Here is an 18,023-nt window from a genome sequence, read left to right on the forward strand (position 1 = left end):
GTCGGTCGCGGCGCGCAATGGCACCATGCGCGCCCCCGCCGCCACCCGGAGACCGCCATGCCCGCCACCCTGCCCGCCACCGCAGCCCTGATCGTCATCGATGTGCAGAAGGCCATCGACGACCCGCGCTGGGCCGTGCACGGGCCGCGCAACAATCCGCAGGCCGAGGGCAACGTCGCCGCCCTGCTGGCGGCGTGGCGGCGAACGGGGCGGCCGGTGGTGCATGTGCGCCACGATTCCGATGAGCCGGAGTCCACATACCGTCCGGGCAGCGCCGGCCACGTCTTCAAGCCGGAGGCGCAGCCGCACCCCGGCGAGCTGGTGGTGGGCAAGGCCACCAACAGCGCCTTCATCGGCACCGGGCTGGAGACGTGGCTGGCCGAGCGCGGCTGCGCCACGCTGGTGATCGCCGGGGTCATCACCAACAACAGCGTCGAGGCGACGGCGCGCATGGCCGGCAATTTGGGCTTCGACGTCCATGTGGTGGCCGACGCGTGCTTCACCTTCGGCAAGCGCGACCGCACCGGCCGGCTGTGGACCGCCGAACAGGTCCACGAACTGTCGCTCGCCAACCTGGACGGCGAATACGCGCGGATCGTCGAGACGGCGGCCATGCTGGACATGGTTGGGTTGGGCATGATCGGCTAGGCCCGGTCGCCGACACCGAAGATCCACCCCTCCTGCCGGCGCGCCGTGGCGTCCATGGCTGCGGGCGCCCACACCTCCGGCCGATCCGCCAGCCAGCGCAGGCCGGCGGAGGAGACCAGCGCGTCGGCATCGTGGTCGCTGACCGGCGTTGTCAGCTGCGCCGGCCGGGAGGCGAGATACCGCAGCGCCGCATCCACGTCGGCCGGGGCGCGGATCTTCCTCAGGCCGAAGCCGGCGCGCTTGAGGAACAGGCGCGGGTAGATCTCGGCGAACAGCGTCTTACCCGCCGCCGGTTCCTCGAACGGCCAGACGGCGACGCGCGGGTCGGCCGCGCGCAACGCCCGCAGCATACGGATGCCGGCCAGCGCCCCGCGCCCGACCTGCTTGGAACCGATCAGCTTGTAGGGGCTCTGCGGGCTGCCATAGCCATCGGCGCGGCAGACCCGCTCGGTCAGCCGGTGCGGGTCGGTGTACCAGGAGGGCTGCCGGCCGGCGCTCCAGAACCCGCCGGCGAAGGACGGGTGCTCGGCGAAGGGACCGCCGAGGAAATCGGGGTGCGCGGCGGTGGTCTGTTCGATCAGGTCCCACAGGTCGAACACCGAGGCCTCGCGGCCGGGGAAGTACGCCTGGGCGACGGCGAAGGGCAGCGAGAAGGCGCAGTCGATGCCGACCAGCGCCGGCCCGCGCTCCAGCCCGGCGCGCAGCCAGTCGAACACCGCCGTCCGCGACCACCAGCCGCCGGGAGGGTCGATGAGGGTGGGCGGCGCGTCGCCGGTGCCGCACTCGGCGACCGCGATGCCGGCGTAACGCTTGCCTCGGGCGCCCGACCAGTCGATGGCGACGAAGCGCTCGAAACGGGAAGTCACGGCGCCGGACGACGGTCGCCGTAGCGGATGACGGTCGCCTTCTCCAGCGTGACGAGGCCGCTTCCCATCATGGAGTCGAGTTGCGGCAGGAAGGCCTGGATGCGGTCTTCGGCGTCGACGATCTCGATGACGAACGGCAAATCGTTGGACAGGCGCAGGATCTTCGCGGTGTGGACGCGGCTGGAGGCGCCGAAGCCCATCACCGCGCGGATCACCGTGGCGCCGGCCAGCCCGGCCTCGCGCGCCTTCATGACGATGGCCTCATAGAGCGGCAGCCCGCCGTGGCGGTCCTGCTCGCCGACGAAGATGCGCAGCAGCGTGGCGGTTTCCGGAACGGACATGGCTCAGGCCCCCTTGTTGAGCAACGCCGCGGCGACGTGCCCGGCCCACACCGCCAGCATGCACAGCGCGAACGACCCGATGGTGTTCGCCCCGGCCCGCGCCCACTCCCCATCCTGCACGAGGTTCAGCGTTTGCAGGCTGAAGGAGGAGAAGGTGGTGAAGCCGCCGCAGATTCCCACCATCACGAAAACGCGGGCATCGGAGGGCACCAGCAGCCGCCCATCCGGCCCGGTCAGCGTGGCAGCGAAGCCGATGATGAAAGAGCCGACGATGTTGACCACCAGCGTCCCCCACGGGAACGTCGCCCCGAACGCGTTGGCGACGGCGCCCGAGGCCCAGTAGCGGGCGATGGACCCGATGGCGCCTCCGATGGCGACCAGGAGATAGGTGGTCATGGGTGGGGGTGGCCGGCGGCGAATGAAACACTATGAAACGCTATGAAACGCGGATCGGTGCAGTGATTCATTCGCGTCCTCCAGCCAAGCGCTTTGATGACTTAAGTCCTATCATTGTCTTGGCTGGGCCGCAAGCCGGCACGCTTTGCGCGCTGGTCTTTGTGTCAGCCCAACGCGCCGGGGACAATCAACGCGCCGCGCGCTTCATCCGGACGCGGGTGGACGTGGGGTGCACACGGCGGACATCGCTGGGGGAAGTGGCGGAGAGATCTGGCGCCGTGTCCGGATCGCTGGCGATCTGCCGCGCAATATCCTCCTCAGAGGTGGCGTCCACCTTCGACCAGTCGAAGCCGGTGAGGTCCACGTCAGTCGAGGAACGTTTTACGGTAGGCATAGCTCTCTCCAGGCGAAGCCTTCCTCAGGGATATGATGCGCCTTCGGTCCTCGCGCCACGTGTAAACGCAGGCAAAGCAGCGCTCGCCGATGCGGCCAATGGCGCAAATGCGCGGCTCGCCGTAGTTTCGCCTCCGATCATCCCACTCCAGGGTCGAATTGTCGAAGAGCTTCGTTGCGACCTCGAAGGGCAGCCCGCGCTCGCGGAGGTTCCACGCGCTCTTATTGTCGTCCCATTCGAAATCCATGGGCCGAGGCTACCCGCGTCGGTTGAGCGCGTCAATCACCCCTCCCCTGCCTTCCGCCCCCGCAGCTTCGCCCAGTACTCCAACCGCTTCTTGATCTCGCGCTCGAAACCGCGCTCCACCGGCTGATAGAACTCCTTCCGCGCCAACCCCTCGGGGAAATAGTTCTGGCCGGAGAATCCCTCGGCGGTGTCGTGGTCGTAGGCGTAGCCCTGGCCGTAGCCGATCTGCTTCATCAGCTTGGTCGGCGCGTTCAGGATGTGCTTGGGCGGCATCAGCGAGCCGGTCTCGCCGGCGGCGCGCACCGCCGCCTTATACGCCGTGTAGGCGGCGTTCGACTTCGGCGCCGTGCCGAGATAGATCACCAGCTGCGCGATGGCCAGTTCGCCCTCGGGCGAGCCCAGGCGCTCGTACGCCTCCCACGCGGCCATGGCCTGGGTCAGCGCGTTGGGGTCGGCGAGGCCAATGTCCTCCACCGCGAAGCGGCACAGGCGGCGCGCGATGTAGCGCGGGTCCTCGCCGCCGGCCAGCATGCGGGCGTACCAGTACAGCGCCGCGTCGGTGTCCGAGCCGCGCAGCGACTTGTGCAGTGCGCTGATGAGGTTGTAGTGCCCCTCCTGCGCCTTGTCGTAGAGCGGCGCGCGGCGCTGGATGGTCGTCGCCAGCGCGTTGTTATCGAGGACAGTCCCCTGCGGCAGCGCGAACAGCTCCTCGCACAGGTTCAGGCAGAAGCGGCCGTCGCCGTCCGCCATGGCCTTGAGCGCGGCGCGGGCGTCGGGGGTCACCGGCAGCGGACTGCCCATCTCCGCCTCGGCGCGGCTCAGCAGCTTCTCCAGGGCCGAATCGTCCAGACGGTTCAGCACGAACACCTGGGCGCGGCTGAGCAACGCCGCGTTCAGTTCGAACGACGGGTTCTCGGTGGTGGCGCCGACCAGCGTCACCGTGCCGTCCTCCACGTAAGGCAGGAAGCCGTCCTGCTGGGCACGGTTGAAACGGTGGATCTCGTCGATGAACAGCAGCGTGCCCTGCCCGGCGGCGCGGCGCGCCCTGGCGGCCTCGAACACCTTGCGCAGGTCGGCAACACCGGAGAACACCGCCGACAGCGGCTCAAAATGCAGATCCGTGGTCTGCGCCAGCAGCCGGGCGATGGTCGTCTTGCCGCAGCCCGGCGGCCCCCAGAGGATCATCGACGCCAAGCGGTGCGCAGCGACCATGCGGCCGACCGGGCCGTCGGGCTTCAGCAAATGCTCCTGCCCGACCACCTCGTCCAGCGTGCGCGGGCGCAGCCGGTCGGCCAGAGGGCGCGGTGCCTCCGACTCGAACAGGCTGTTTCCCGGCAAGCTGTTCCCGGTATCGCTCGCCTTGCGGGCCATCAAGTCACCCGAGTCGCATCATTGCGTCGGCGCGCAGCCCCGGAAGCACGAACGCAGTTGATCCTCGCAGCCGGCGGTCGGGCCGAACAGGCGGTTGCGGCGCTCGTCCTCGGTGCCGCGGCGGGGGGTCGCCGAATCCATGCACACGCGGTAGCCGCGCTCGCAATGCTCCCGGCAATCCGGCCCGGCGACGGCCTCCGGCGTGGGGCCGCGGGAAGAGGAGCGCTGCGTGGACTGGGCGCAGCCGGCCAGGAGGGCCACCGCGAGAACGGCCACGAGTGCGGGAATCGGACGGAACATCGGCTTACCTGTTTCCTTATCGTTGTATGGTGTCCCGGATGGCGCGTCGCCACGCCCCCGGAACCGGACCGGGGCCAGCCCACTATCCGGGAACGCACGTGGAAAGGGAACGGCTCAAATGAATACGCCCACCAACGGGAAGCCGAGGCGACGGCTCGGGACGGTGGCGTTCTTCGCCGTCCTGCTCGGCCTCGGCCTGCTCATGCTGATCGGGCGCATGCTGGCGTTGCCCGGCTTCAGCGTCGGCGAGGCGGTGTTCCCGGCGCTCGGCGGGCTGTTCATCGCCGTGGCGCTGGCGGTCATCGTCCTGCGCGACCGGCGCGAGCGCGCCGAGATGACGCCGGAAGAGCGCAACCGGCAGGACCAGGGCGTGCCGCGGTGATAGGGCCGCGACCGCGGCCCCGCGCCCACATGGGCGCGAAGGCAAGGGGCCGGATGGCCCCGCCTGCCGCCTGAGGAAAATAAGATCAAACAAATTTGAAGCTGAGAAGGCCGCCGACGACGATCACCAGCAGCACGGTGGTGACCAGCATCAGGCGCTTCTCGATGATCTCCTGCACCTGCGGCCCATAGAAGTGCAGCAGGATGGCGATCATGTAGAAGCGTGAGAACCGCGCCACCACCGAGCACAGCATGAAGATGGTGAAGTCCAGCTTGGCGAAGCCGGCGGTGATGGTCAGCAATTTGTAGGGGATGGGCGTCACGCCCTTGAGGATCAGGAACCACGGACCGTAGACGGAGAACATCTCCTGGAAGCGGCCGAACGATTCCTGCGCGTTGTAGAAATCGATGATCAGCCGGCCGACGCTTTCAAACAGATAATAGCCGAGCGCATAGCCGAAGGCCCCGCCGATCAGCGAGGCGAAGGCGCAGATATTGACGTACCGCCACAGCTTCTTCGGCTCCGCCAGGCACATCGGCACCAGCATCACGTCCGGCGGCAGCGGGAAGAAGGAGCTTTCGGCGAAGGACACCGCCGACATCCACCAGACCGCGTCCTTGCGGGCGGCGCGCTGAAGAATCCAGTTGTAAAGCGGTTTCAGCATGCGGCCGTAAGGCGGTTCCCGGTGAAGAAACCCCCTCCCCGGCCGGGCCGGAGAGGGGGCGATCCACGACGGATATGGGGATACCCGTCCTTAACAACAATGCGATGCGAAGCCGCTGTTACGACTCGGCCTCGGCCTCTTCGACCTGCACCGGGCCGCTGTCCTGGCCCTTGGCCTCCGGATCGCGGTCGACCAGCTCGATCACGCCCATCGGGGCGGCGTCGCCGTAGCGGAAGCCGGCCTTGAGCACGCGGCAGTAGCCGCCGCTGCGGTCCTTGTAGCGCTCGGCCAGCGGGCCGAACAGCTTGGTCACCATGTCCTTGTCGCGCAGCTTGCTGAAGGCCTGGCGGCGGTTGGACAGGCCACCCTGCTTGCCGAGCGTGATCAGCTTCTCGACGATGGGCCGCAGCTCCTTCGCCTTCGGCAGCGTCGTCTTGATCTGCTCGTGCTTGATCAGCGCGTTCGCCATGTTGGAGAACATGGCCTTACGGTGGGTGGTGGTCTTGCTGAGCTTCCGTCCTGCAACGCCGTGACGCATGGCGGTGGTCCCCTCTCATGGCTTGGCCCCCCTCGGGGAGCCGGTGGTGATCCCCACCGCCCTTCTGTTCGGTACGGTGCGGGGCGGGTCGAAGCGACCCTGGTGGAGCACCGGGGCCTTCCGGCCCCGGTGGTGCGACGTGTGCTTAGTACGGCTCTTCCAGACGCTTGGCCAGTTCCTCGATGTTCTCGGGCGGCCAGTTCGGGATTTCCATACCCAGGTGCAGGCCCATCTGGGCAAGCACTTCCTTGATCTCGTTCAGCGACTTGCGGCCGAAGTTCGGCGTGCGGAGCATCTCCGCCTCGGTCTTCTGCACCAGATCGCCGATGTAGACGATGTTGTCGTTCTTGAGGCAGTTGGCCGAACGGACCGACAGCTCCAGCTCGTCCACCTTGCGGAGCAGGTTCTTGTTGAACGGAACCTCCTCGTGCTTCTCCTCGGCGACCGCGTGCGTCGGCTCTTCGAAGTTGATGAAGAGCTGCAGCTGGTCCTGCAGGATGCGGGCGGCGAGCGCCACCGCGTCGTCCGGACGGACGGCGCCGTTGGTCTCGATCGTCATCGACAGGCGGTCGTAGTCGGTGACCTGACCGACGCGGGCGTTGTCGACCTTGTACGACACCTTGCGCACCGGCGAGAACAGCGCGTCCACCGGGATCAGGCCGATCGGCGCGTCCTCGGGACGGTTCTGGCTGGCCGGGACGTAGCCCTTGCCTGTCTCGACCGTCAGTTCCATGTTCAGCCGCGCGCCGGCATCCAGCGTGCAGATGACCAGATCCGGGTCCATGACGGCGATGTCGGCGCTCGACTCGATCATGCCGGCCTTCACCTCGCCGGGGCCTTCGGCGCGCAGGCGCATGCGCTTCGGACCGTCGCCGTGCATGCGCAGGCCCATCGTCTTGATGTTCAGGACGATGTCGGTCACGTCCTCGCGGACGCCGGGGATCGACGAGAATTCATGCAGCACGCCGTCGATGTGGATCGACGTGACGGCGGCGCCCTGGAGCGAGGAGAGCAGAACGCGGCGCAGCGCGTTGCCCAGCGTCAGGCCGAAGCCACGCTCCAGCGGCTCGGCCACCAGGGTCGCGACGCGCTCGGCGTCGTCACCCGGCTGGATCTCGAGCTTGGAGGGCTTGATCAGTTCCTGCCAGTTCTTCTGAAGGACCACGGGAAAACCTCTTGCCATCGGGTTGGCACGAACCCGCGGAGGCCCATCCGTTCCAATGCAGCGGCGGCCGCGATGGCAGCGGCCGCCTGTCCCGGAACGGAGAGCCCCGCGGGTGCGGGACGATCTCTAGATCAGACGCGACGCTTCTTCGGCGGACGAACGCCGTTGTGCGGGATCGGCGTGACGTCACGGATCGAGGTGATCTGGAAGCCGACCGACTGCAGAGCGCGCAGAGCCGACTCACGCCCCGAACCGGGACCCTTCACCTCAACCTCGAGGGTCTTCATGCCGTGCTCCTGGGCCTTGCGGCCCGCGTCCTCGGCAGCCACCTGGGCGGCGTAGGGGGTCGACTTGCGCGAACCCTTGAAGCCCATGGTGCCCGACGACGACCAGGCAATGGTGTTGCCCTGCGCGTCGGTGATGGTGATCATCGTGTTGTTGAACGAGGCGTTCACATGCGCGACGCCGGCGGTGATGTTCTTGCGCTCACGACGGCGCAGGCGCTGAGAAGCGGCTGACGGCTTGGCCATGGGAGGAGATCCTTACTTCTTCTTACCGGCGATGGGCTTCGCCGGACCCTTGCGGGTGCGGGCGTTGGTGTGGGTGCGCTGACCGTGGACCGGCAGGCCCTTGCGGTGGCGCAGGCCACGGTAGCTGCCCAGATCCATCAACCGCTTGATGTTCATGGCCACCGCGCGGCGCAGGTCGCCTTCGACCTGGTAGTCGGCGTCGATGGTCTCGCGGATGCGGAGCACCTCGTCATCGGTCAGCTGGTTCACACGGCGCTCGGCCGGGATGTTCAGCTTGCCGCAGATCTCTTTGGCTTTGGCCGGGCCAATGCCGTGAATGTAGGTCAACCCGATCTCCACACGCTTCTGTGCGGGGATGTTGACGCCAGCGATACGCGCCACGCTACTCTCCTCGATATCTCAACGACAGCCCCTTGCGGGCTGTCTACACACCGATCACGTCCCGAACCCGTTGCGCGCGATTCAGGACGCAAAATGTCACCCAAAAGGCCTGCTCGGCCTTGGGAGGCTGCGGACTATAGAAAGATCGGTCGGTTTGTCAAGAATGATCGGCGCCGGGATTCCCGCACGGCGCCCTACCCTTCCCCCGCGTCGTCGGCCCGAAAACGAATGGGGGGCGGCTTGCGGCCACCCCCCAACGGAAATCACGTCGACCGAGAGGCCGTCACGAACCGAGGATCGCCTCGATCTGCGTCGTCACCACGTCGATGTCGGCCATGCCGTCCACCGTCTTCAGCACGCCGCGCTCCTTGTAGTACGGGAGAATCGGCGCGGTCTGCGCGTGGTACTGGTCGAGTCGGGTCTTCACCGTCTCGGCGTTGTCGTCGGCGCGGCGCTTGAACTCGGTCGAGCCGCAGACGTCGCAAACGCCGTCCACCGCGGGCTTCTCGAACGTCTCGTGATAGCCCTTGCCGCACTTGGCGCAGGTGTAGCGGCCGGTGATGCGCTCGACCAGAGCCGCGTCGTCCACCTTCATCTCGATCACATGGTCGAGCTTCAGGCCCTTGGCGGCCAGCATCTTGTCCAGTGCGTCGGCCTGCGCCACCGTGCGCGGGAAGCCGTCGAGGATGAAGCCGGTCTTGACGTCCGGCTGGTCGATCCTATCGGAGATCATCTGGATGACCAGCTCGTCCGGGACGAGCTTGCCGGCCGTCATGATCTCCTTGGCCTGCTGGCCCAGCGGGCTGCCGCCGGCGACGAGCGCGCGCAGCATGTCGCCGGTGGAGAGTTGCACGAGCCCGCGCGTGTCCTCGAGACGACGCGCCTGGGTTCCCTTACCCGCACCCGGCGGACCAAGCAGGATCAAATTCATTTCTTCCCCCGAAGCTTCGATTTTTTGATCAACCCCTCATACTGGTGCGCCAGCAGATGGGAATGGATCTGCCCGACCGTGTCCATCGTCACCGACACCACGATCAGCAAACTGGTTCCGCCGAAATAGAACGGAACCGACTGCTGGGCAATCAGAAATTCGGGCAGCAGGCAGACCACCACCAGGTAGCCGGAGCCGATCACCGTCAGCCGGGTCAGCACATAGTCCAGATAGTCGGACGTGTTCTTGCCGGGCCGGATGCCGGGGATGAAGCCGCCATACTTGCGCAGGTTGTCCGCCGTCTCCGTCGGGTTGAAGACGATGGCCGTGTAGAAGAAGCAGAAGAAGATGATCAGCGCGGCGTACATGAACATGTACACCGGCGTGCCGTGCGCGATGATGCGCGACACCGCCTGCAGCCATTCCGGCCCCTCGCCGCCGGCGAAGCCCACCGCGGTCAGCGGCAGCAGCAGCAGCGACGACGCGAAGATCGGCGGAATGACGCCCGAGGTGTTGAGCTTGAGCGGAAGGTGCGTCGATTCGCCGCCCATCATGCGGTTGCCCATCTGGCGCTTGGGATACTGCACCAGCAGGCGGCGCTGCGCGCGCTCCATGAAGACGATGAAGAACACCACGCCCACCGCCATCAGCAGCAGGAAGATGATGAACACCGTCGACAGCGCGCCGGTGCGCCCGAGTTCCAGCGTGCTGGCCAGCGCCTTCGGCAGCTCGGCCACGATGCCCGCGAAGATGATGAGCGAGGTGCCGTTGCCGATGCCGCGGGCGGTGATCTGCTCACCCAGCCACATCAGGAACAGCGTGCCGCCGACCAGCGTGATGACGGCGGTCAGACGGAAGAAGAGTCCCGGTTCGAGCACCGCGGCGCCCATCGACCCGGTCATGCCCTCCATGCCCACCGCGATGCCCCAGGCCTGTACGGTCGCCAGCAGCACGGTGCCGTAGCGGGTGTACTGGTTGAGCTTCTTGCGGCCGGCCTCCCCTTCCTTCTTCATCGCTTCCATCTGCGGCGACACGGCGGTCAGCAGCTGGACGATGATCGAGGCCGAGATGTACGGCATGATGTTGAGGGCGAAGATGGTCATGCGGTGCAGCGCGCCGCCGGCCAGCATGTCGAACATGCCGAGGATGCCACCGCCCTGGCGGCGGAACACATCGGCCAGAATGTTGGGATCGATGCCCGGCAGCGGGATGTACGTGCCCAGGCGGTAGATGATCAGCGCGCCCAGGGTGAACCATATGCGCTTCTTCAGCTCCGTCGCCTTCGCGAACGCGCCGAAGTTGATGTTCGCGGCAAGCTGTTCGGCCGCTGATGCCATGGCTTCTGTCCCCTGTCCCAATCGTCAGATGGGCCAATCGTGCGGATGGGGCGGCCCGACGGACCGCCCCTCGCTTGGTCTTTTCTTGGTGCCGGAGCGGCCCGCCCTGGTCGGGCGGGCCTTAACCGATCACAGGGCCGATCACTCGGCCGCTTCGGCCTTCGGCTCGGTCAGCGTGACGCTGCCGCCCGCCTTCTCGACGGCCTCGATGGCCGACTTGGAGGCACCGGTCACGGTGAAGTTGGCCTTCGCCGTGAGAGCGCCCTTGGCGAGCAGGCGCACGCCGTCCACCTTGCCCTTGCCGACGAGGCCAGCGGCCGCGAGAGCAACAGCGTCGATGGACTGACCGGCGTCCAGCTTGCCGGCCTCGATCGCCTTCTGGATCATGCCCAGGTTGACGACCGCGTACACCTTGCGGAACGGCTTGGAGAAGCCTCGCTTGGGCAGACGGCGGTGAAGGGGCATCTGGCCGCCTTCGAAGCCGTTGATCGCAACGCCCGTGCGCGAGGTCTGACCCTTCACGCCGCGGCCTGCGGTCTTGCCCTTGCCCGAGCCGATACCGCGACCGACGCGCATGCGACCCTTGCGGGCACCGGGGTTGTCCCGGAGATCGTTCAGCTTGGTCATTGCATCAGCCCTCGTTCTCGACGCGGATCAGGTGCGCGACCTTGGCGATCATGCCACGCACGGCCGGGGTATCCTCCAGCTCGCGGGTCCGGTGCAGCTTGTTCAGACCCAGACCGACCAGCGTCTCGCGCTGGTCGTGACGGCGGCCGATCGGGCTGCCGACCTGGGTGATCACGACAGTCTTCTTCTCAGTCATGCTCACGCCTCCTGCGCACCGGCGGCGCCGGTTTCGCGGCGGCCGAGGATGTCGCTGACGCGACGCCCGCGGCGAGCGGCCACCGAACGCGGGCTGACCACCTGGGCCAGGGCGTCGAAGGTCGCCTTGATCATGTTGTGCGGGTTGGACGTGCCGATGGACTTCGTCACCACGTCCGCGACGCCGAGCGCCTCGAAAATGGCGCGCATCGGGCCGCCCGCGATGATGCCCGTACCGGCCGGAGCCGCACGGAGAACCACCTTGCCGGCGCCGTAGTGGCCATTGGTGTCGTGGTGCAGGGTCCGGCCCTCGCGCAGCGGAACCCGGATCATGCCGCGCTTGGCCTGATCGGTCGCCTTACGAATGGCTTCCGGCACCTCGCGGGCCTTGCCCGAGCCGTAGCCGACGCGGCCCTTGCCGTCACCCACGATGACCAGAGCGGCGAAGCCGAAGCGACGGCCACCCTTCACCACCTTGGCGACGCGGTTGATCCCGACGAGCTTTTCGATCAGCTCGCTCTCTTCGCGCTCACGCGGCTGCCGATCGCGGTCGCCCCGTTCGCCTCTTTCACGTGCCATATCAGGGACTCCTTAGAACGACAGCCCGCCCTCGCGGGCGGCCTCGGCCAGGGCCTTGACCCTGCCGTGGTAAAGGTTGCCGCCGCGGTCGAAGACGACCTCGGTGACGCCGGCAGCTTTGGCGCGCTCGGCGATCAGAGCGCCGATGCGCTTGGCCGCCTCGACGTTGCCGCCGTGCTTCAGCTGCGTCCGCAGATCCTTCTCCAGCGAGGACGCGGCGGCCACGGTGCGGCCCCCGGCATCGTCGATGATCTGGGCGTAGATGTGCAGGTTGGTGCGATGGATGGACAGGCGAGGCCGCCCGCCAGCCTTCTTCGCGATTTGGGCGCGCACGCGGCGCTTGCGGCGCTCCTGGAGTTGCTTGGGATTCAGCATGGCGGGCCTACTTCTTCTTCCCTTCCTTGCGGAGGATGGTTTCGGTCTCGTACTTGATGCCCTTGCCCTTGTAGGGCTCCGGCTTCTTCCAAGCCCGGATTTCGGCGGCAACCTGCCCGACCTTCTGCTTGTCGTAGCCGGAAACCGAAATCGCCGTGGGCTTGTCGCACTTGATCGAGATGCCCTCCGGGATCGGGTACTTGACGTCGTGCGAGTAGCCGAGCTGCATGACCAGCTCCTTGCCCTGCACGGCGGCACGGTAGCCGACGCCGTTGATCTCCAGGTTGACCGTATAGCCCTGCGAGACGCCCGTCACGAGGTTGTTCACCATCGTGCGCGAGGTGGCCCACATGACGCGGCCGCGCTTGCTGTCGTTCCGGGGCTTGACGACGACGGCGCCGTCCTCCAGGGAGGCGAGGACATCGTCGATCAGGGTAAGGCTGAGCTGGCCCAGCTTGCCCTTCGCGGTGACCGTCTGGCCGTCGACGCGAACGTCGACACCGGCCGGGACGGCTACCGGATGCTTGCCAATGCGTGACATCGGGTGAGCCTCCTTAGAACACGCGGCAGAGGACTTCGCCGCCGACATTGGCAGCGCGGGCCTCGTTGTCCGACATGACACCGCGCGGCGTCGAAAGGATCGCAATGCCCAGGCCGTTGTAGACCCGCTGCATGTCGGCAATCTTCGAGTAGACGCGGCGACCGGGCTTCGACACGCGGGAGACGTGCTTAATGACGGGCTCTCCCTCGTGATACTTCAGCTCGATCTTCAGGTTGCTCACACCAGGACGCACTTCTTCCTGGGCGTAGCCACGGATGTAGCCCTCGCGCTTCAGCACCTCCAGCACGGACGTGCGGAGCTTCGAAGCCGGGCTTTCCACAGACGACATGCGTGCACGCTGGCCGTTGCGGATGCGGGTCAGCATATCGCCGAGGGGATCGCTCAAAGCCATCTTGCGGTCCTCCTTACCAGCTCGACTTCGTCATGCCCGGGATCTGGCCGGTCGAGGCCAGTTCACGCAGGGCAATGCGCGAAAGCTTAAACTTACGATAGAAAGCCCGCGGGCGACCGGACACTTCGCACCGGTTGCGGATACGGACCTTCGACGAATTGCGCGGAAGCTCCGCGAGCTTCAGGCGGGCGGCGAACTGCTCCTCGGGCGATAGCGAGCGGTCCTTGGCGATCGCCTTCAGCTTGGCGCGCTTGTTGGCGAATTGCTTCACCAGCTTGGCGCGGCGCTTGTTCTTTTCGACAGCGCTGGTCTTAGCCATGGGTGTACGTGCTCCTGCCTATCAGCTCACGAACGGCATATCGAAGGCCTTGAGGAGAGCCTTGGCCTCCTTGTCGGTCTTCGCCGAGGTGACGATGATGATGTCCATGCCACGGATCTGATCGATCTTGTCGTAATCGATCTCCGGGAAGATGATCTGCTCCTTCAGGCCCATGGCGTAGTTGCCACGGCCGTCGAAGCTCGTCGCCGACACGCCGCGGAAGTCGCGGACGCGGGGCAGCGCGATCGTGATCAGACGGTCCAGGAACTCGTACATGCGGTCGCGGCGCAAGGTCACCTTGCAGCCGATCGCCATATTCTCGCGCAGCTTGAACTGCGCGATCGACTTGCGGGACTTGGTCACCACCGGCTTCTGACCGGAGATGGCCTGAAGCTCGGCAACCGCGTTCTGGATCTTCTTGGTGTCGGCAACCGCTTCGCCGACACCCATGTTGATGACGACCTTCTCGATCCGCGGAACCTGCAGATCGTTTCCGTAGCCGAACTCGGTCTTGAGCGCGGCGCGGATCTTCGAGTCGTAGATTTCCTTAAGACGTGCAGCCATGGTCCGGGCCCTCAAAGATCGATGGTCTCGCCGGACCGCTTGGCGACACGCACCTTGCGGCCGTCCTCAAGGACCTTGAAACCGACGCGGGTCGGCTTGCCGTCCTTGGGATCGACGTGAGCGACGTTGGAGACGTGGATCGGCGCCTCGATCTCGAGAATGCCGCCCTGCGAACGGGCCGACGGGCGGGTGTGCTTCTTGACGACGTTGACGCCGGCAACCACGACGCGCTCGTCCTTGGGCAGCACCCGGAGGACCTCACCGGTCTTGCCCTTGTCCTTGCCGGACAGAACGACGACCTTGTCCTTGGTCTTGATCTTCGCGGCCATCACAGCACCTCCGGCGCCAGCGAGATGATCTTCATGAACTTCTTGGCGCGAAGCTCGCGGGTGACCGGCCCGAAGATACGGGTGCCGATCGGCTCGCCCTGCTTGTTGATCAGCACGGCGGCGTTCCGGTCGAAGCGGATCGCCGAACCGTCGTCGCGGCGCAGTTCCTTCGCAGTGCGGACGATGACGGCGCGATGCACGTCGCCCTTCTTGACGCGACCCTTCGGAATCGCCTCCTTGACCGACACCACGATGATGTCGCCCACGGAAGCCACCTTCCGCTTGGAACCGCCAAGCACCTTGATGCACTGCACCCGGCGCGCCCCGCTGTTGTCGGCGACTTCCAGGTTGGTTTGCATCTGAATCATGGATCAGACCTTTCTAATCAGACGGCTCTAATCAAGCGGCGCCGGTCGTGCCGGCGGACTCCGTCACGACTTCCCAGCGCTTGCGCTTGGAGATCGGACGGCACTCGATGATCGAAACCGCATCACCGGCCTTGAACGAGTTGTTCTCGTCGTGAGCGGCATACTTCTTCGATTGACGGATGAACTTCTTGTACACGGGGTGCATCACGCGACGCTCGACGAGGACGATGATCGTCTTGTCGCCCTTGTCGCTGACCACCGTGCCCTGCAGTACGCGGCGAGGCATTGGTAGCCCTCCTTACTTCGCGGCCGCGGCGGCGTTCGCACGCTCGCCGAGGACCGTCTTGATGCGCGCGATGTCGCGACGCACGGCATTCACCCGCGCGGTGTTCTCCAGCTGGCCCGAGGCCTTCTGGAAGCGCAGGTTGAACTGCTCCTTCTTGAGCTGGAGGAGCTGATCGGTCAGCTCGTCCGCGCTCTTGGTACGGATATCCTGGGCCTTCATGCCGCAGTCTCCTCGCCGCCGAGGCGGGTCACAAGCTTGGTCTTGATCGGCAGCTTGGCAGCCGCCAGCTCGAACGCCGTCTTGGCCACTTCGAACGGAACGCCATCCAGTTCGAACATGATGCGGCCAGGCTTGACGCGGGCAGCCCAATACTCGGGCGTGCCCTTACCGGAGCCCATGCGGACTTCGGCCGGCTTCGACGAGATCGGAACGTCCGGGAAAATGCGGATCCAGACACGGCCCTGACGCTTCATGGCGCGGGTGATCGCGCGGCGGGCCGCCTCGATCTGACGGGCCGTGATGCGCTCGGGCTCCATGGCCTTGAGGCCGTAGGCGCCGAAGTTCAGCTCGTAGCCGCCCTTCGCAATGCCGTGGATGCGGCCCTTGAAGGCCTTGCGGTATTTTGTACGCTTGGGGGAAAGCATCGCTCTTGCCCTTTACTGGCCAGCGCCGTCGCGGCGGCCGCGGCGGTCACCACGGTCGTGGTCACGCTCACGGCGTTCGCGGCGCGGCTGGTGCTCGCCGTCGGTGGAGACCGGCTCGCCGGCCATACGCTTGTCCTGGGCCATCGGGTCGTGGGCGAGAACCTCACCCTTGAACACCCACACCTTGACACCGCAGGTGCCGTAGGTGGTCTTGGCCGTGGCGGTGCCGTAGTCGATGTCCGCACGCAGCGTGTGCAGCGGAACGCGACCCTCGCGGTACCACTCCATGCGGGCGATTTCCGCACCGCCCAGACGACCCGAGCAGTTGATGCGGATGCCCTGCGCGCCGAGGCGCATGGCCGACTGCACGGCGCGCTTCATGGCGCGACGGAAGGCGACACGGCGCTCCAGCTGGCTGGAGATGTTCTCCGCGATGAGGCGGGCGTCGATCTCCGGCTTGCGGATCTCGATGATGTTCAGGCTCACTTCGGAGCCCGTCATCTTGGCCAGCTCGCCGCGCAGCTTCTCGATGTCCGCGCCCTTCTTGCCGATCACCACGCCCGGACGTGCCGAGTGGATGGTGACGCGGGCCTTCTTGGCCGGACGCTCGATGATGACGCGCGAGCAGCCCGCCTGCTTCAGACGGTCCTGCAGGAACTCACGCAGCTTCAGGTCCTGGTGCAGCAGCTTGGCGTAGTCGCGACCGGCGAACCAGCGGCTGTCCCAGGTGCGGTTGATGCCGACGCGCAGCCCGATCGGATTGATTTTCTGACCCATCTTACTCGGCCCCTTCGGCGGCTTCTTCGCGCTCGCGCACGATGATCGTCAGATTGGAGAACGGCTTCTCGACGCGCGCGCCGCGACCGCGGGCACGAGCGTGGAAGCGCTTCATCACCAGAGCCTTGCCGACGGTGGCGGACGACACGAAGAGCCGGTCCACGTCGAGCTGGTGATTGTTCTCCGCGTTGGCGATGGCCGCCTGCAGGACCTTCTTGACCTCGACCGCGATGCGGCGCTTGGAGAAGGTCAGCTCGGCGACCGCGCGGCTGGCGTCCATGTTGCGGATGAGCTGGGCGACGAGGTTAAGCTTGCGCGGGCTCGTCCGGATCATCGGGGACGACGCCTTGGCCTCGTTCTCCGCGATGCGGCTGGGATTGGCGGCTTTGCCCATGGTTACTTCCTCTTCGCCTTCTTGTCCGCCGCGTGGCCGTAGAAGGTCCGCGTCGGAGAGAATTCGCCGAACTTGTGACCGATCATGTTCTCGTTCACCAGAACCGGCAGAAACTTATGGCCGTTGTAGACGCCGAACGTAAGCCCGACGAACTGCGGCAGGATGGTCGAACGCCGAGACCAGATCTTGATGATCTCGTTACGGCCCGACGCACGGGACTTGTCCGCCTTCTTCAGCAGATAGCCGTCGATAAACGGACCCTTCCAAACGGAGCGTGCCACGGTCCGACCTCCTTACTTCGTCCGACGGCGCAGGATCAGGCCGTCGGTCTTCTTGTTGTGACGCGTCTTCTTGCCCTTGGTCGGCTTGCCCCACGGCGTGACCGGATGACGGCCGCCCGAGGTGCGACCCTCACCACCACCGTGCGGGTGGTCGATCGGGTTCATGGCGACGCCGCGGACCGCCGGGCGCTGGCCCAGCCAGCGATTGCGGCCGGCCTTGCCCAGGTTGATGTTCATCTGATCCGGGTTGGACACGGCACCGATGGTGGCCATGCACTCCGAGCGAACCAGGCGAACCTCGCCCGAGGGCAGCTTCAGCTGGGCGTACCCGCTGTCGCGGCCGACCAGCTGCAGGTAGGTGCCGGCCGAACGGGCCAGCTGACCACCCTTGCCGGGCTTCAGCTCGACGTTGTGGATGATCGAGCCGACCGGAACGTTCTTCAGCGGCATCGCGTTGCCGGGCTTCACGTCGGTGCGCTCGCCGGAGATCACGGTGTCGCCCACCTTGATGCGCTGCGGCGCCAGGATGTACGACAGCGTGCCGTCGGCGTACTTGATCAGCGCGATGAAGGCCGTCCGGTTCGGATCGTACTCCAGACGCTCGACCGTCGCCGGGACGTCGAACTTGCGGCGCTTGAAGTCCACCAGACGGTAGACGCGCTTGTGACCGCCACCCATCCGGCGCGCGGTGATGCGGCCGGTGTTGTTGCGGCCGCCGGACTTGGTCAGACCCTCGGTGAGAGCCTTGACCGGCTTGCCCTTCCACAGCTCCGAGCGGTCAACGATGACCAACTGGCGGAGCGACGGCGTAATCGGGCGGTATTGCTTTAGAGCCATCGGAT

Annotated in this window: 32 protein-coding genes; 2 read left to right on the plus strand and 30 right to left on the minus strand. The window is 66.3% G+C overall.

Annotated elements, in window-relative coordinates; translation table 11 throughout:
* Nucleotides 1-57: 57 nt before the first annotated feature.
* Nucleotides 58-648, plus strand: coding sequence for a cysteine hydrolase family protein (locus tag ACSVDD_RS13385; protein ID WP_448189859.1), 591 nt, complete (start codon nt 58-60; stop codon nt 646-648).
* Here the strand turns inward: ACSVDD_RS13385 and ACSVDD_RS13390 are convergent.
* The 6 genes from ACSVDD_RS13390 to ACSVDD_RS13415 form a co-directional block, all read right to left on the minus strand.
* Nucleotides 645-1,514, minus strand: a complete 870-nt coding sequence (locus tag ACSVDD_RS13390; protein WP_448189860.1) for a hypothetical protein — start codon at nt 1,512-1,514, stop codon at nt 645-647. The two genes, ACSVDD_RS13385 and ACSVDD_RS13390, sit on opposite strands and share 4 nt — an antisense overlap.
* Entirely contained in the window at nt 1,511-1,855 is a 345-nt protein-coding gene (locus ACSVDD_RS13395) for a DUF190 domain-containing protein (protein WP_448189861.1), read from the minus strand. Before ACSVDD_RS13395 ends, ACSVDD_RS13390 begins: the two co-directional genes overlap by 4 nt.
* A gap of 3 nt (nt 1,856-1,858) precedes the next feature.
* Nucleotides 1,859-2,251, minus strand: coding sequence for a fluoride efflux transporter CrcB (gene crcB / locus ACSVDD_RS13400; RefSeq protein ID WP_448189862.1), 393 nt, complete (start codon nt 2,249-2,251; stop codon nt 1,859-1,861).
* A 365-nt stretch (nt 2,252-2,616) separates the two neighbouring features.
* Nucleotides 2,617-2,892, minus strand: coding sequence for a BrnT family toxin (locus ACSVDD_RS13405; protein ID WP_448189863.1), 276 nt, complete (start codon nt 2,890-2,892; stop codon nt 2,617-2,619).
* 35 nt (nt 2,893-2,927) lie between these two features.
* A complete protein-coding gene (locus ACSVDD_RS13410; RefSeq protein WP_448189864.1) occupies nt 2,928-4,262 on the minus strand; it encodes a replication-associated recombination protein A in 1,335 nt (444 codons plus the stop codon).
* 18 nt (nt 4,263-4,280) lie between these two features.
* Nucleotides 4,281-4,562, minus strand: coding sequence for a hypothetical protein (locus ACSVDD_RS13415; RefSeq protein WP_448189865.1), 282 nt, complete (start codon nt 4,560-4,562; stop codon nt 4,281-4,283).
* Nucleotides 4,563-4,680: 118 nt separating this feature from the next.
* Here ACSVDD_RS13415 and ACSVDD_RS13420 point away from each other — a divergent pair, with 118 nt between their 5' ends.
* Nucleotides 4,681-4,944 carry a hypothetical protein gene (locus ACSVDD_RS13420; RefSeq protein ID WP_448189866.1) on the plus strand — a complete coding sequence of 88 codons (264 nt, stop codon included), beginning with the start codon at nt 4,681-4,683 and terminating at the stop codon, nt 4,942-4,944.
* A gap of 85 nt (nt 4,945-5,029) precedes the next feature.
* On the opposite strand, the gene ACSVDD_RS13425 is transcribed toward ACSVDD_RS13420, so the two are convergent.
* From ACSVDD_RS13425 to rplB, 24 genes are all read right to left on the minus strand, one after another.
* Nucleotides 5,030-5,608 (minus strand): YqaA family protein, encoded by a 579-nt coding sequence (locus ACSVDD_RS13425; RefSeq protein ID WP_448189867.1) that lies wholly within the window; start codon nt 5,606-5,608, stop codon nt 5,030-5,032.
* Between the two features lie 118 nt (nt 5,609-5,726).
* Complete coding sequence (gene rplQ / locus ACSVDD_RS13430; RefSeq protein WP_448189868.1) at nt 5,727-6,146, minus strand: 50S ribosomal protein L17; 420 nt, start codon at nt 6,144-6,146, stop codon at nt 5,727-5,729.
* 145 nt (nt 6,147-6,291) lie between these two features.
* Nucleotides 6,292-7,311 carry a DNA-directed RNA polymerase subunit alpha gene (locus ACSVDD_RS13435; RefSeq protein ID WP_448189869.1) on the minus strand — a complete coding sequence of 340 codons (1,020 nt, stop codon included), beginning with the start codon at nt 7,309-7,311 and terminating at the stop codon, nt 6,292-6,294.
* Between the two features lie 131 nt (nt 7,312-7,442).
* Nucleotides 7,443-7,841, minus strand: coding sequence for a 30S ribosomal protein S11 (gene rpsK / locus ACSVDD_RS13440; protein WP_119830003.1), 399 nt, complete (start codon nt 7,839-7,841; stop codon nt 7,443-7,445).
* Between the two features lie 12 nt (nt 7,842-7,853).
* Nucleotides 7,854-8,222 (minus strand): 30S ribosomal protein S13, encoded by a 369-nt coding sequence (gene rpsM, locus ACSVDD_RS13445; RefSeq protein ID WP_448189870.1) that lies wholly within the window; start codon nt 8,220-8,222, stop codon nt 7,854-7,856.
* 283 nt (nt 8,223-8,505) lie between these two features.
* The gene (locus tag ACSVDD_RS13450; protein ID WP_448189871.1) at nt 8,506-9,153 is read right to left on the minus strand and encodes an adenylate kinase; all 648 of its coding nucleotides are present in this window, start codon (nt 9,151-9,153) and stop codon (nt 8,506-8,508) included.
* Nucleotides 9,150-10,490, minus strand: coding sequence for a preprotein translocase subunit SecY (secY, locus tag ACSVDD_RS13455; protein ID WP_448189872.1), 1,341 nt, complete (start codon nt 10,488-10,490; stop codon nt 9,150-9,152). The genes ACSVDD_RS13450 and secY overlap by 4 nt, the downstream gene beginning before the upstream one ends.
* Before the next feature lie 141 nt (nt 10,491-10,631).
* On the minus strand, nt 10,632-11,117 hold the full coding sequence (gene rplO, locus ACSVDD_RS13460; RefSeq protein ID WP_448189873.1) for a 50S ribosomal protein L15: 486 nt from the start codon (nt 11,115-11,117) through the stop codon (nt 10,632-10,634).
* 4 nt (nt 11,118-11,121) lie between these two features.
* A complete protein-coding gene (gene rpmD / locus ACSVDD_RS13465; protein WP_448189874.1) occupies nt 11,122-11,313 on the minus strand; it encodes a 50S ribosomal protein L30 in 192 nt (63 codons plus the stop codon).
* Nucleotides 11,314-11,315: 2 nt separating this feature from the next.
* Entirely contained in the window at nt 11,316-11,891 is a 576-nt protein-coding gene (gene rpsE, locus ACSVDD_RS13470) for a 30S ribosomal protein S5 (protein ID WP_448189875.1), read from the minus strand.
* A 12-nt stretch (nt 11,892-11,903) separates the two neighbouring features.
* Complete coding sequence (gene rplR / locus ACSVDD_RS13475; RefSeq protein ID WP_448189876.1) at nt 11,904-12,266, minus strand: 50S ribosomal protein L18; 363 nt, start codon at nt 12,264-12,266, stop codon at nt 11,904-11,906.
* Nucleotides 12,267-12,273: 7 nt separating this feature from the next.
* On the minus strand, nt 12,274-12,807 hold the full coding sequence (gene rplF, locus ACSVDD_RS13480) for a 50S ribosomal protein L6 (protein ID WP_448189877.1): 534 nt from the start codon (nt 12,805-12,807) through the stop codon (nt 12,274-12,276).
* A 13-nt stretch (nt 12,808-12,820) separates the two neighbouring features.
* Nucleotides 12,821-13,219 (minus strand): 30S ribosomal protein S8, encoded by a 399-nt coding sequence (gene rpsH, locus ACSVDD_RS13485; RefSeq protein WP_448189878.1) that lies wholly within the window; start codon nt 13,217-13,219, stop codon nt 12,821-12,823.
* A 13-nt stretch (nt 13,220-13,232) separates the two neighbouring features.
* The gene (rpsN, locus tag ACSVDD_RS13490; protein ID WP_448189879.1) at nt 13,233-13,538 is read right to left on the minus strand and encodes a 30S ribosomal protein S14; all 306 of its coding nucleotides are present in this window, start codon (nt 13,536-13,538) and stop codon (nt 13,233-13,235) included.
* A 21-nt stretch (nt 13,539-13,559) separates the two neighbouring features.
* Entirely contained in the window at nt 13,560-14,102 is a 543-nt protein-coding gene (gene rplE / locus ACSVDD_RS13495) for a 50S ribosomal protein L5 (protein ID WP_448189880.1), read from the minus strand.
* An 11-nt stretch (nt 14,103-14,113) separates the two neighbouring features.
* Complete coding sequence (gene rplX, locus ACSVDD_RS13500) at nt 14,114-14,431, minus strand: 50S ribosomal protein L24 (protein WP_448189881.1); 318 nt, start codon at nt 14,429-14,431, stop codon at nt 14,114-14,116.
* Nucleotides 14,431-14,799 carry a 50S ribosomal protein L14 gene (gene rplN / locus ACSVDD_RS13505; RefSeq protein ID WP_109120103.1) on the minus strand — a complete coding sequence of 123 codons (369 nt, stop codon included), beginning with the start codon at nt 14,797-14,799 and terminating at the stop codon, nt 14,431-14,433. Before rplN ends, rplX begins: the two co-directional genes overlap by 1 nt.
* Nucleotides 14,800-14,830: 31 nt before the next feature.
* Nucleotides 14,831-15,085 (minus strand): 30S ribosomal protein S17, encoded by a 255-nt coding sequence (gene rpsQ / locus ACSVDD_RS13510; RefSeq protein WP_448189882.1) that lies wholly within the window; start codon nt 15,083-15,085, stop codon nt 14,831-14,833.
* 12 nt (nt 15,086-15,097) lie between these two features.
* Entirely contained in the window at nt 15,098-15,304 is a 207-nt protein-coding gene (gene rpmC, locus ACSVDD_RS13515; RefSeq protein ID WP_448189883.1) for a 50S ribosomal protein L29, read from the minus strand.
* Nucleotides 15,301-15,729: a 50S ribosomal protein L16 gene (gene rplP / locus ACSVDD_RS13520; RefSeq protein WP_448189884.1), complete on the minus strand. Its 429-nt coding sequence runs from the start codon at nt 15,727-15,729 to the stop codon at nt 15,301-15,303. The genes rpmC and rplP overlap by 4 nt, the downstream gene beginning before the upstream one ends.
* Nucleotides 15,730-15,741: 12 nt before the next feature.
* Nucleotides 15,742-16,506, minus strand: a complete 765-nt coding sequence (gene rpsC, locus ACSVDD_RS13525; protein ID WP_448189885.1) for a 30S ribosomal protein S3 — start codon at nt 16,504-16,506, stop codon at nt 15,742-15,744.
* Nucleotide 16,507: 1 nt separating this feature from the next.
* Nucleotides 16,508-16,900: a 50S ribosomal protein L22 gene (gene rplV, locus ACSVDD_RS13530; protein ID WP_448189886.1), complete on the minus strand. Its 393-nt coding sequence runs from the start codon at nt 16,898-16,900 to the stop codon at nt 16,508-16,510.
* A 2-nt stretch (nt 16,901-16,902) separates the two neighbouring features.
* Nucleotides 16,903-17,181, minus strand: coding sequence for a 30S ribosomal protein S19 (rpsS, locus tag ACSVDD_RS13535; protein ID WP_448189887.1), 279 nt, complete (start codon nt 17,179-17,181; stop codon nt 16,903-16,905).
* A gap of 12 nt (nt 17,182-17,193) precedes the next feature.
* On the minus strand, nt 17,194-18,018 hold the full coding sequence (gene rplB, locus ACSVDD_RS13540) for a 50S ribosomal protein L2 (RefSeq protein WP_448189888.1): 825 nt from the start codon (nt 18,016-18,018) through the stop codon (nt 17,194-17,196).
* Nucleotides 18,019-18,023: the final 5 nt, after the last annotated feature.

The sequence above is a fragment of the Azospirillum terrae genome (genome assembly GCF_053470425.1).

Coding starts and splice junctions, on each gene's coding strand:
- ACSVDD_RS13385 (WP_448189859.1), top strand. CDS start 58: ATGCCCGCCACCCTGCCCGCCACCGCAGCCCTGATCGTCATCGATGTG.
- ACSVDD_RS13395 (WP_448189861.1), bottom strand. CDS start 1,855: ATGTCCGTTCCGGAAACCGCCACGCTGCTGCGCATCTTCGTCGGCGAG.
- crcB (WP_448189862.1), bottom strand. CDS start 2,251: ATGACCACCTATCTCCTGGTCGCCATCGGAGGCGCCATCGGGTCCATC.
- ACSVDD_RS13405 (WP_448189863.1), bottom strand. CDS start 2,892: ATGGATTTCGAATGGGACGACAATAAGAGCGCGTGGAACCTCCGCGAG.
- ACSVDD_RS13410 (WP_448189864.1), bottom strand. CDS start 4,262: ATGGCCCGCAAGGCGAGCGATACCGGGAACAGCTTGCCGGGAAACAGC.
- ACSVDD_RS13415 (WP_448189865.1), bottom strand. CDS start 4,562: ATGTTCCGTCCGATTCCCGCACTCGTGGCCGTTCTCGCGGTGGCCCTC.
- ACSVDD_RS13420 (WP_448189866.1), top strand. CDS start 4,681: ATGAATACGCCCACCAACGGGAAGCCGAGGCGACGGCTCGGGACGGTG.
- ACSVDD_RS13425 (WP_448189867.1), bottom strand. CDS start 5,608: ATGCTGAAACCGCTTTACAACTGGATTCTTCAGCGCGCCGCCCGCAAG.
- rplQ (WP_448189868.1), bottom strand. CDS start 6,146: ATGCGTCACGGCGTTGCAGGACGGAAGCTCAGCAAGACCACCACCCAC.
- rpsK (WP_119830003.1), bottom strand. CDS start 7,841: ATGGCCAAGCCGTCAGCCGCTTCTCAGCGCCTGCGCCGTCGTGAGCGC.
- ACSVDD_RS13450 (WP_448189871.1), bottom strand. CDS start 9,153: ATGAATTTGATCCTGCTTGGTCCGCCGGGTGCGGGTAAGGGAACCCAG.
- secY (WP_448189872.1), bottom strand. CDS start 10,490: ATGGCATCAGCGGCCGAACAGCTTGCCGCGAACATCAACTTCGGCGCG.
- rplO (WP_448189873.1), bottom strand. CDS start 11,117: ATGACCAAGCTGAACGATCTCCGGGACAACCCCGGTGCCCGCAAGGGT.
- rpmD (WP_448189874.1), bottom strand. CDS start 11,313: ATGACTGAGAAGAAGACTGTCGTGATCACCCAGGTCGGCAGCCCGATC.
- rpsE (WP_448189875.1), bottom strand. CDS start 11,891: ATGGCACGTGAAAGAGGCGAACGGGGCGACCGCGATCGGCAGCCGCGT.
- rplR (WP_448189876.1), bottom strand. CDS start 12,266: ATGCTGAATCCCAAGCAACTCCAGGAGCGCCGCAAGCGCCGCGTGCGC.
- rplF (WP_448189877.1), bottom strand. CDS start 12,807: ATGTCACGCATTGGCAAGCATCCGGTAGCCGTCCCGGCCGGTGTCGAC.
- rpsH (WP_448189878.1), bottom strand. CDS start 13,219: ATGGCTTTGAGCGATCCCCTCGGCGATATGCTGACCCGCATCCGCAAC.
- rpsN (WP_448189879.1), bottom strand. CDS start 13,538: ATGGCTAAGACCAGCGCTGTCGAAAAGAACAAGCGCCGCGCCAAGCTG.
- rplE (WP_448189880.1), bottom strand. CDS start 14,102: ATGGCTGCACGTCTTAAGGAAATCTACGACTCGAAGATCCGCGCCGCG.
- rplX (WP_448189881.1), bottom strand. CDS start 14,431: ATGGCCGCGAAGATCAAGACCAAGGACAAGGTCGTCGTTCTGTCCGGC.
- rplN (WP_109120103.1), bottom strand. CDS start 14,799: ATGATTCAGATGCAAACCAACCTGGAAGTCGCCGACAACAGCGGGGCG.
- rpsQ (WP_448189882.1), bottom strand. CDS start 15,085: ATGCCTCGCCGCGTACTGCAGGGCACGGTGGTCAGCGACAAGGGCGAC.
- rpmC (WP_448189883.1), bottom strand. CDS start 15,304: ATGAAGGCCCAGGATATCCGTACCAAGAGCGCGGACGAGCTGACCGAT.
- rplP (WP_448189884.1), bottom strand. CDS start 15,729: ATGCTTTCCCCCAAGCGTACAAAATACCGCAAGGCCTTCAAGGGCCGC.
- rpsC (WP_448189885.1), bottom strand. CDS start 16,506: ATGGGTCAGAAAATCAATCCGATCGGGCTGCGCGTCGGCATCAACCGC.
- rplV (WP_448189886.1), bottom strand. CDS start 16,900: ATGGGCAAAGCCGCCAATCCCAGCCGCATCGCGGAGAACGAGGCCAAG.
- rplB (WP_448189888.1), bottom strand. CDS start 18,018: ATGGCTCTAAAGCAATACCGCCCGATTACGCCGTCGCTCCGCCAGTTG.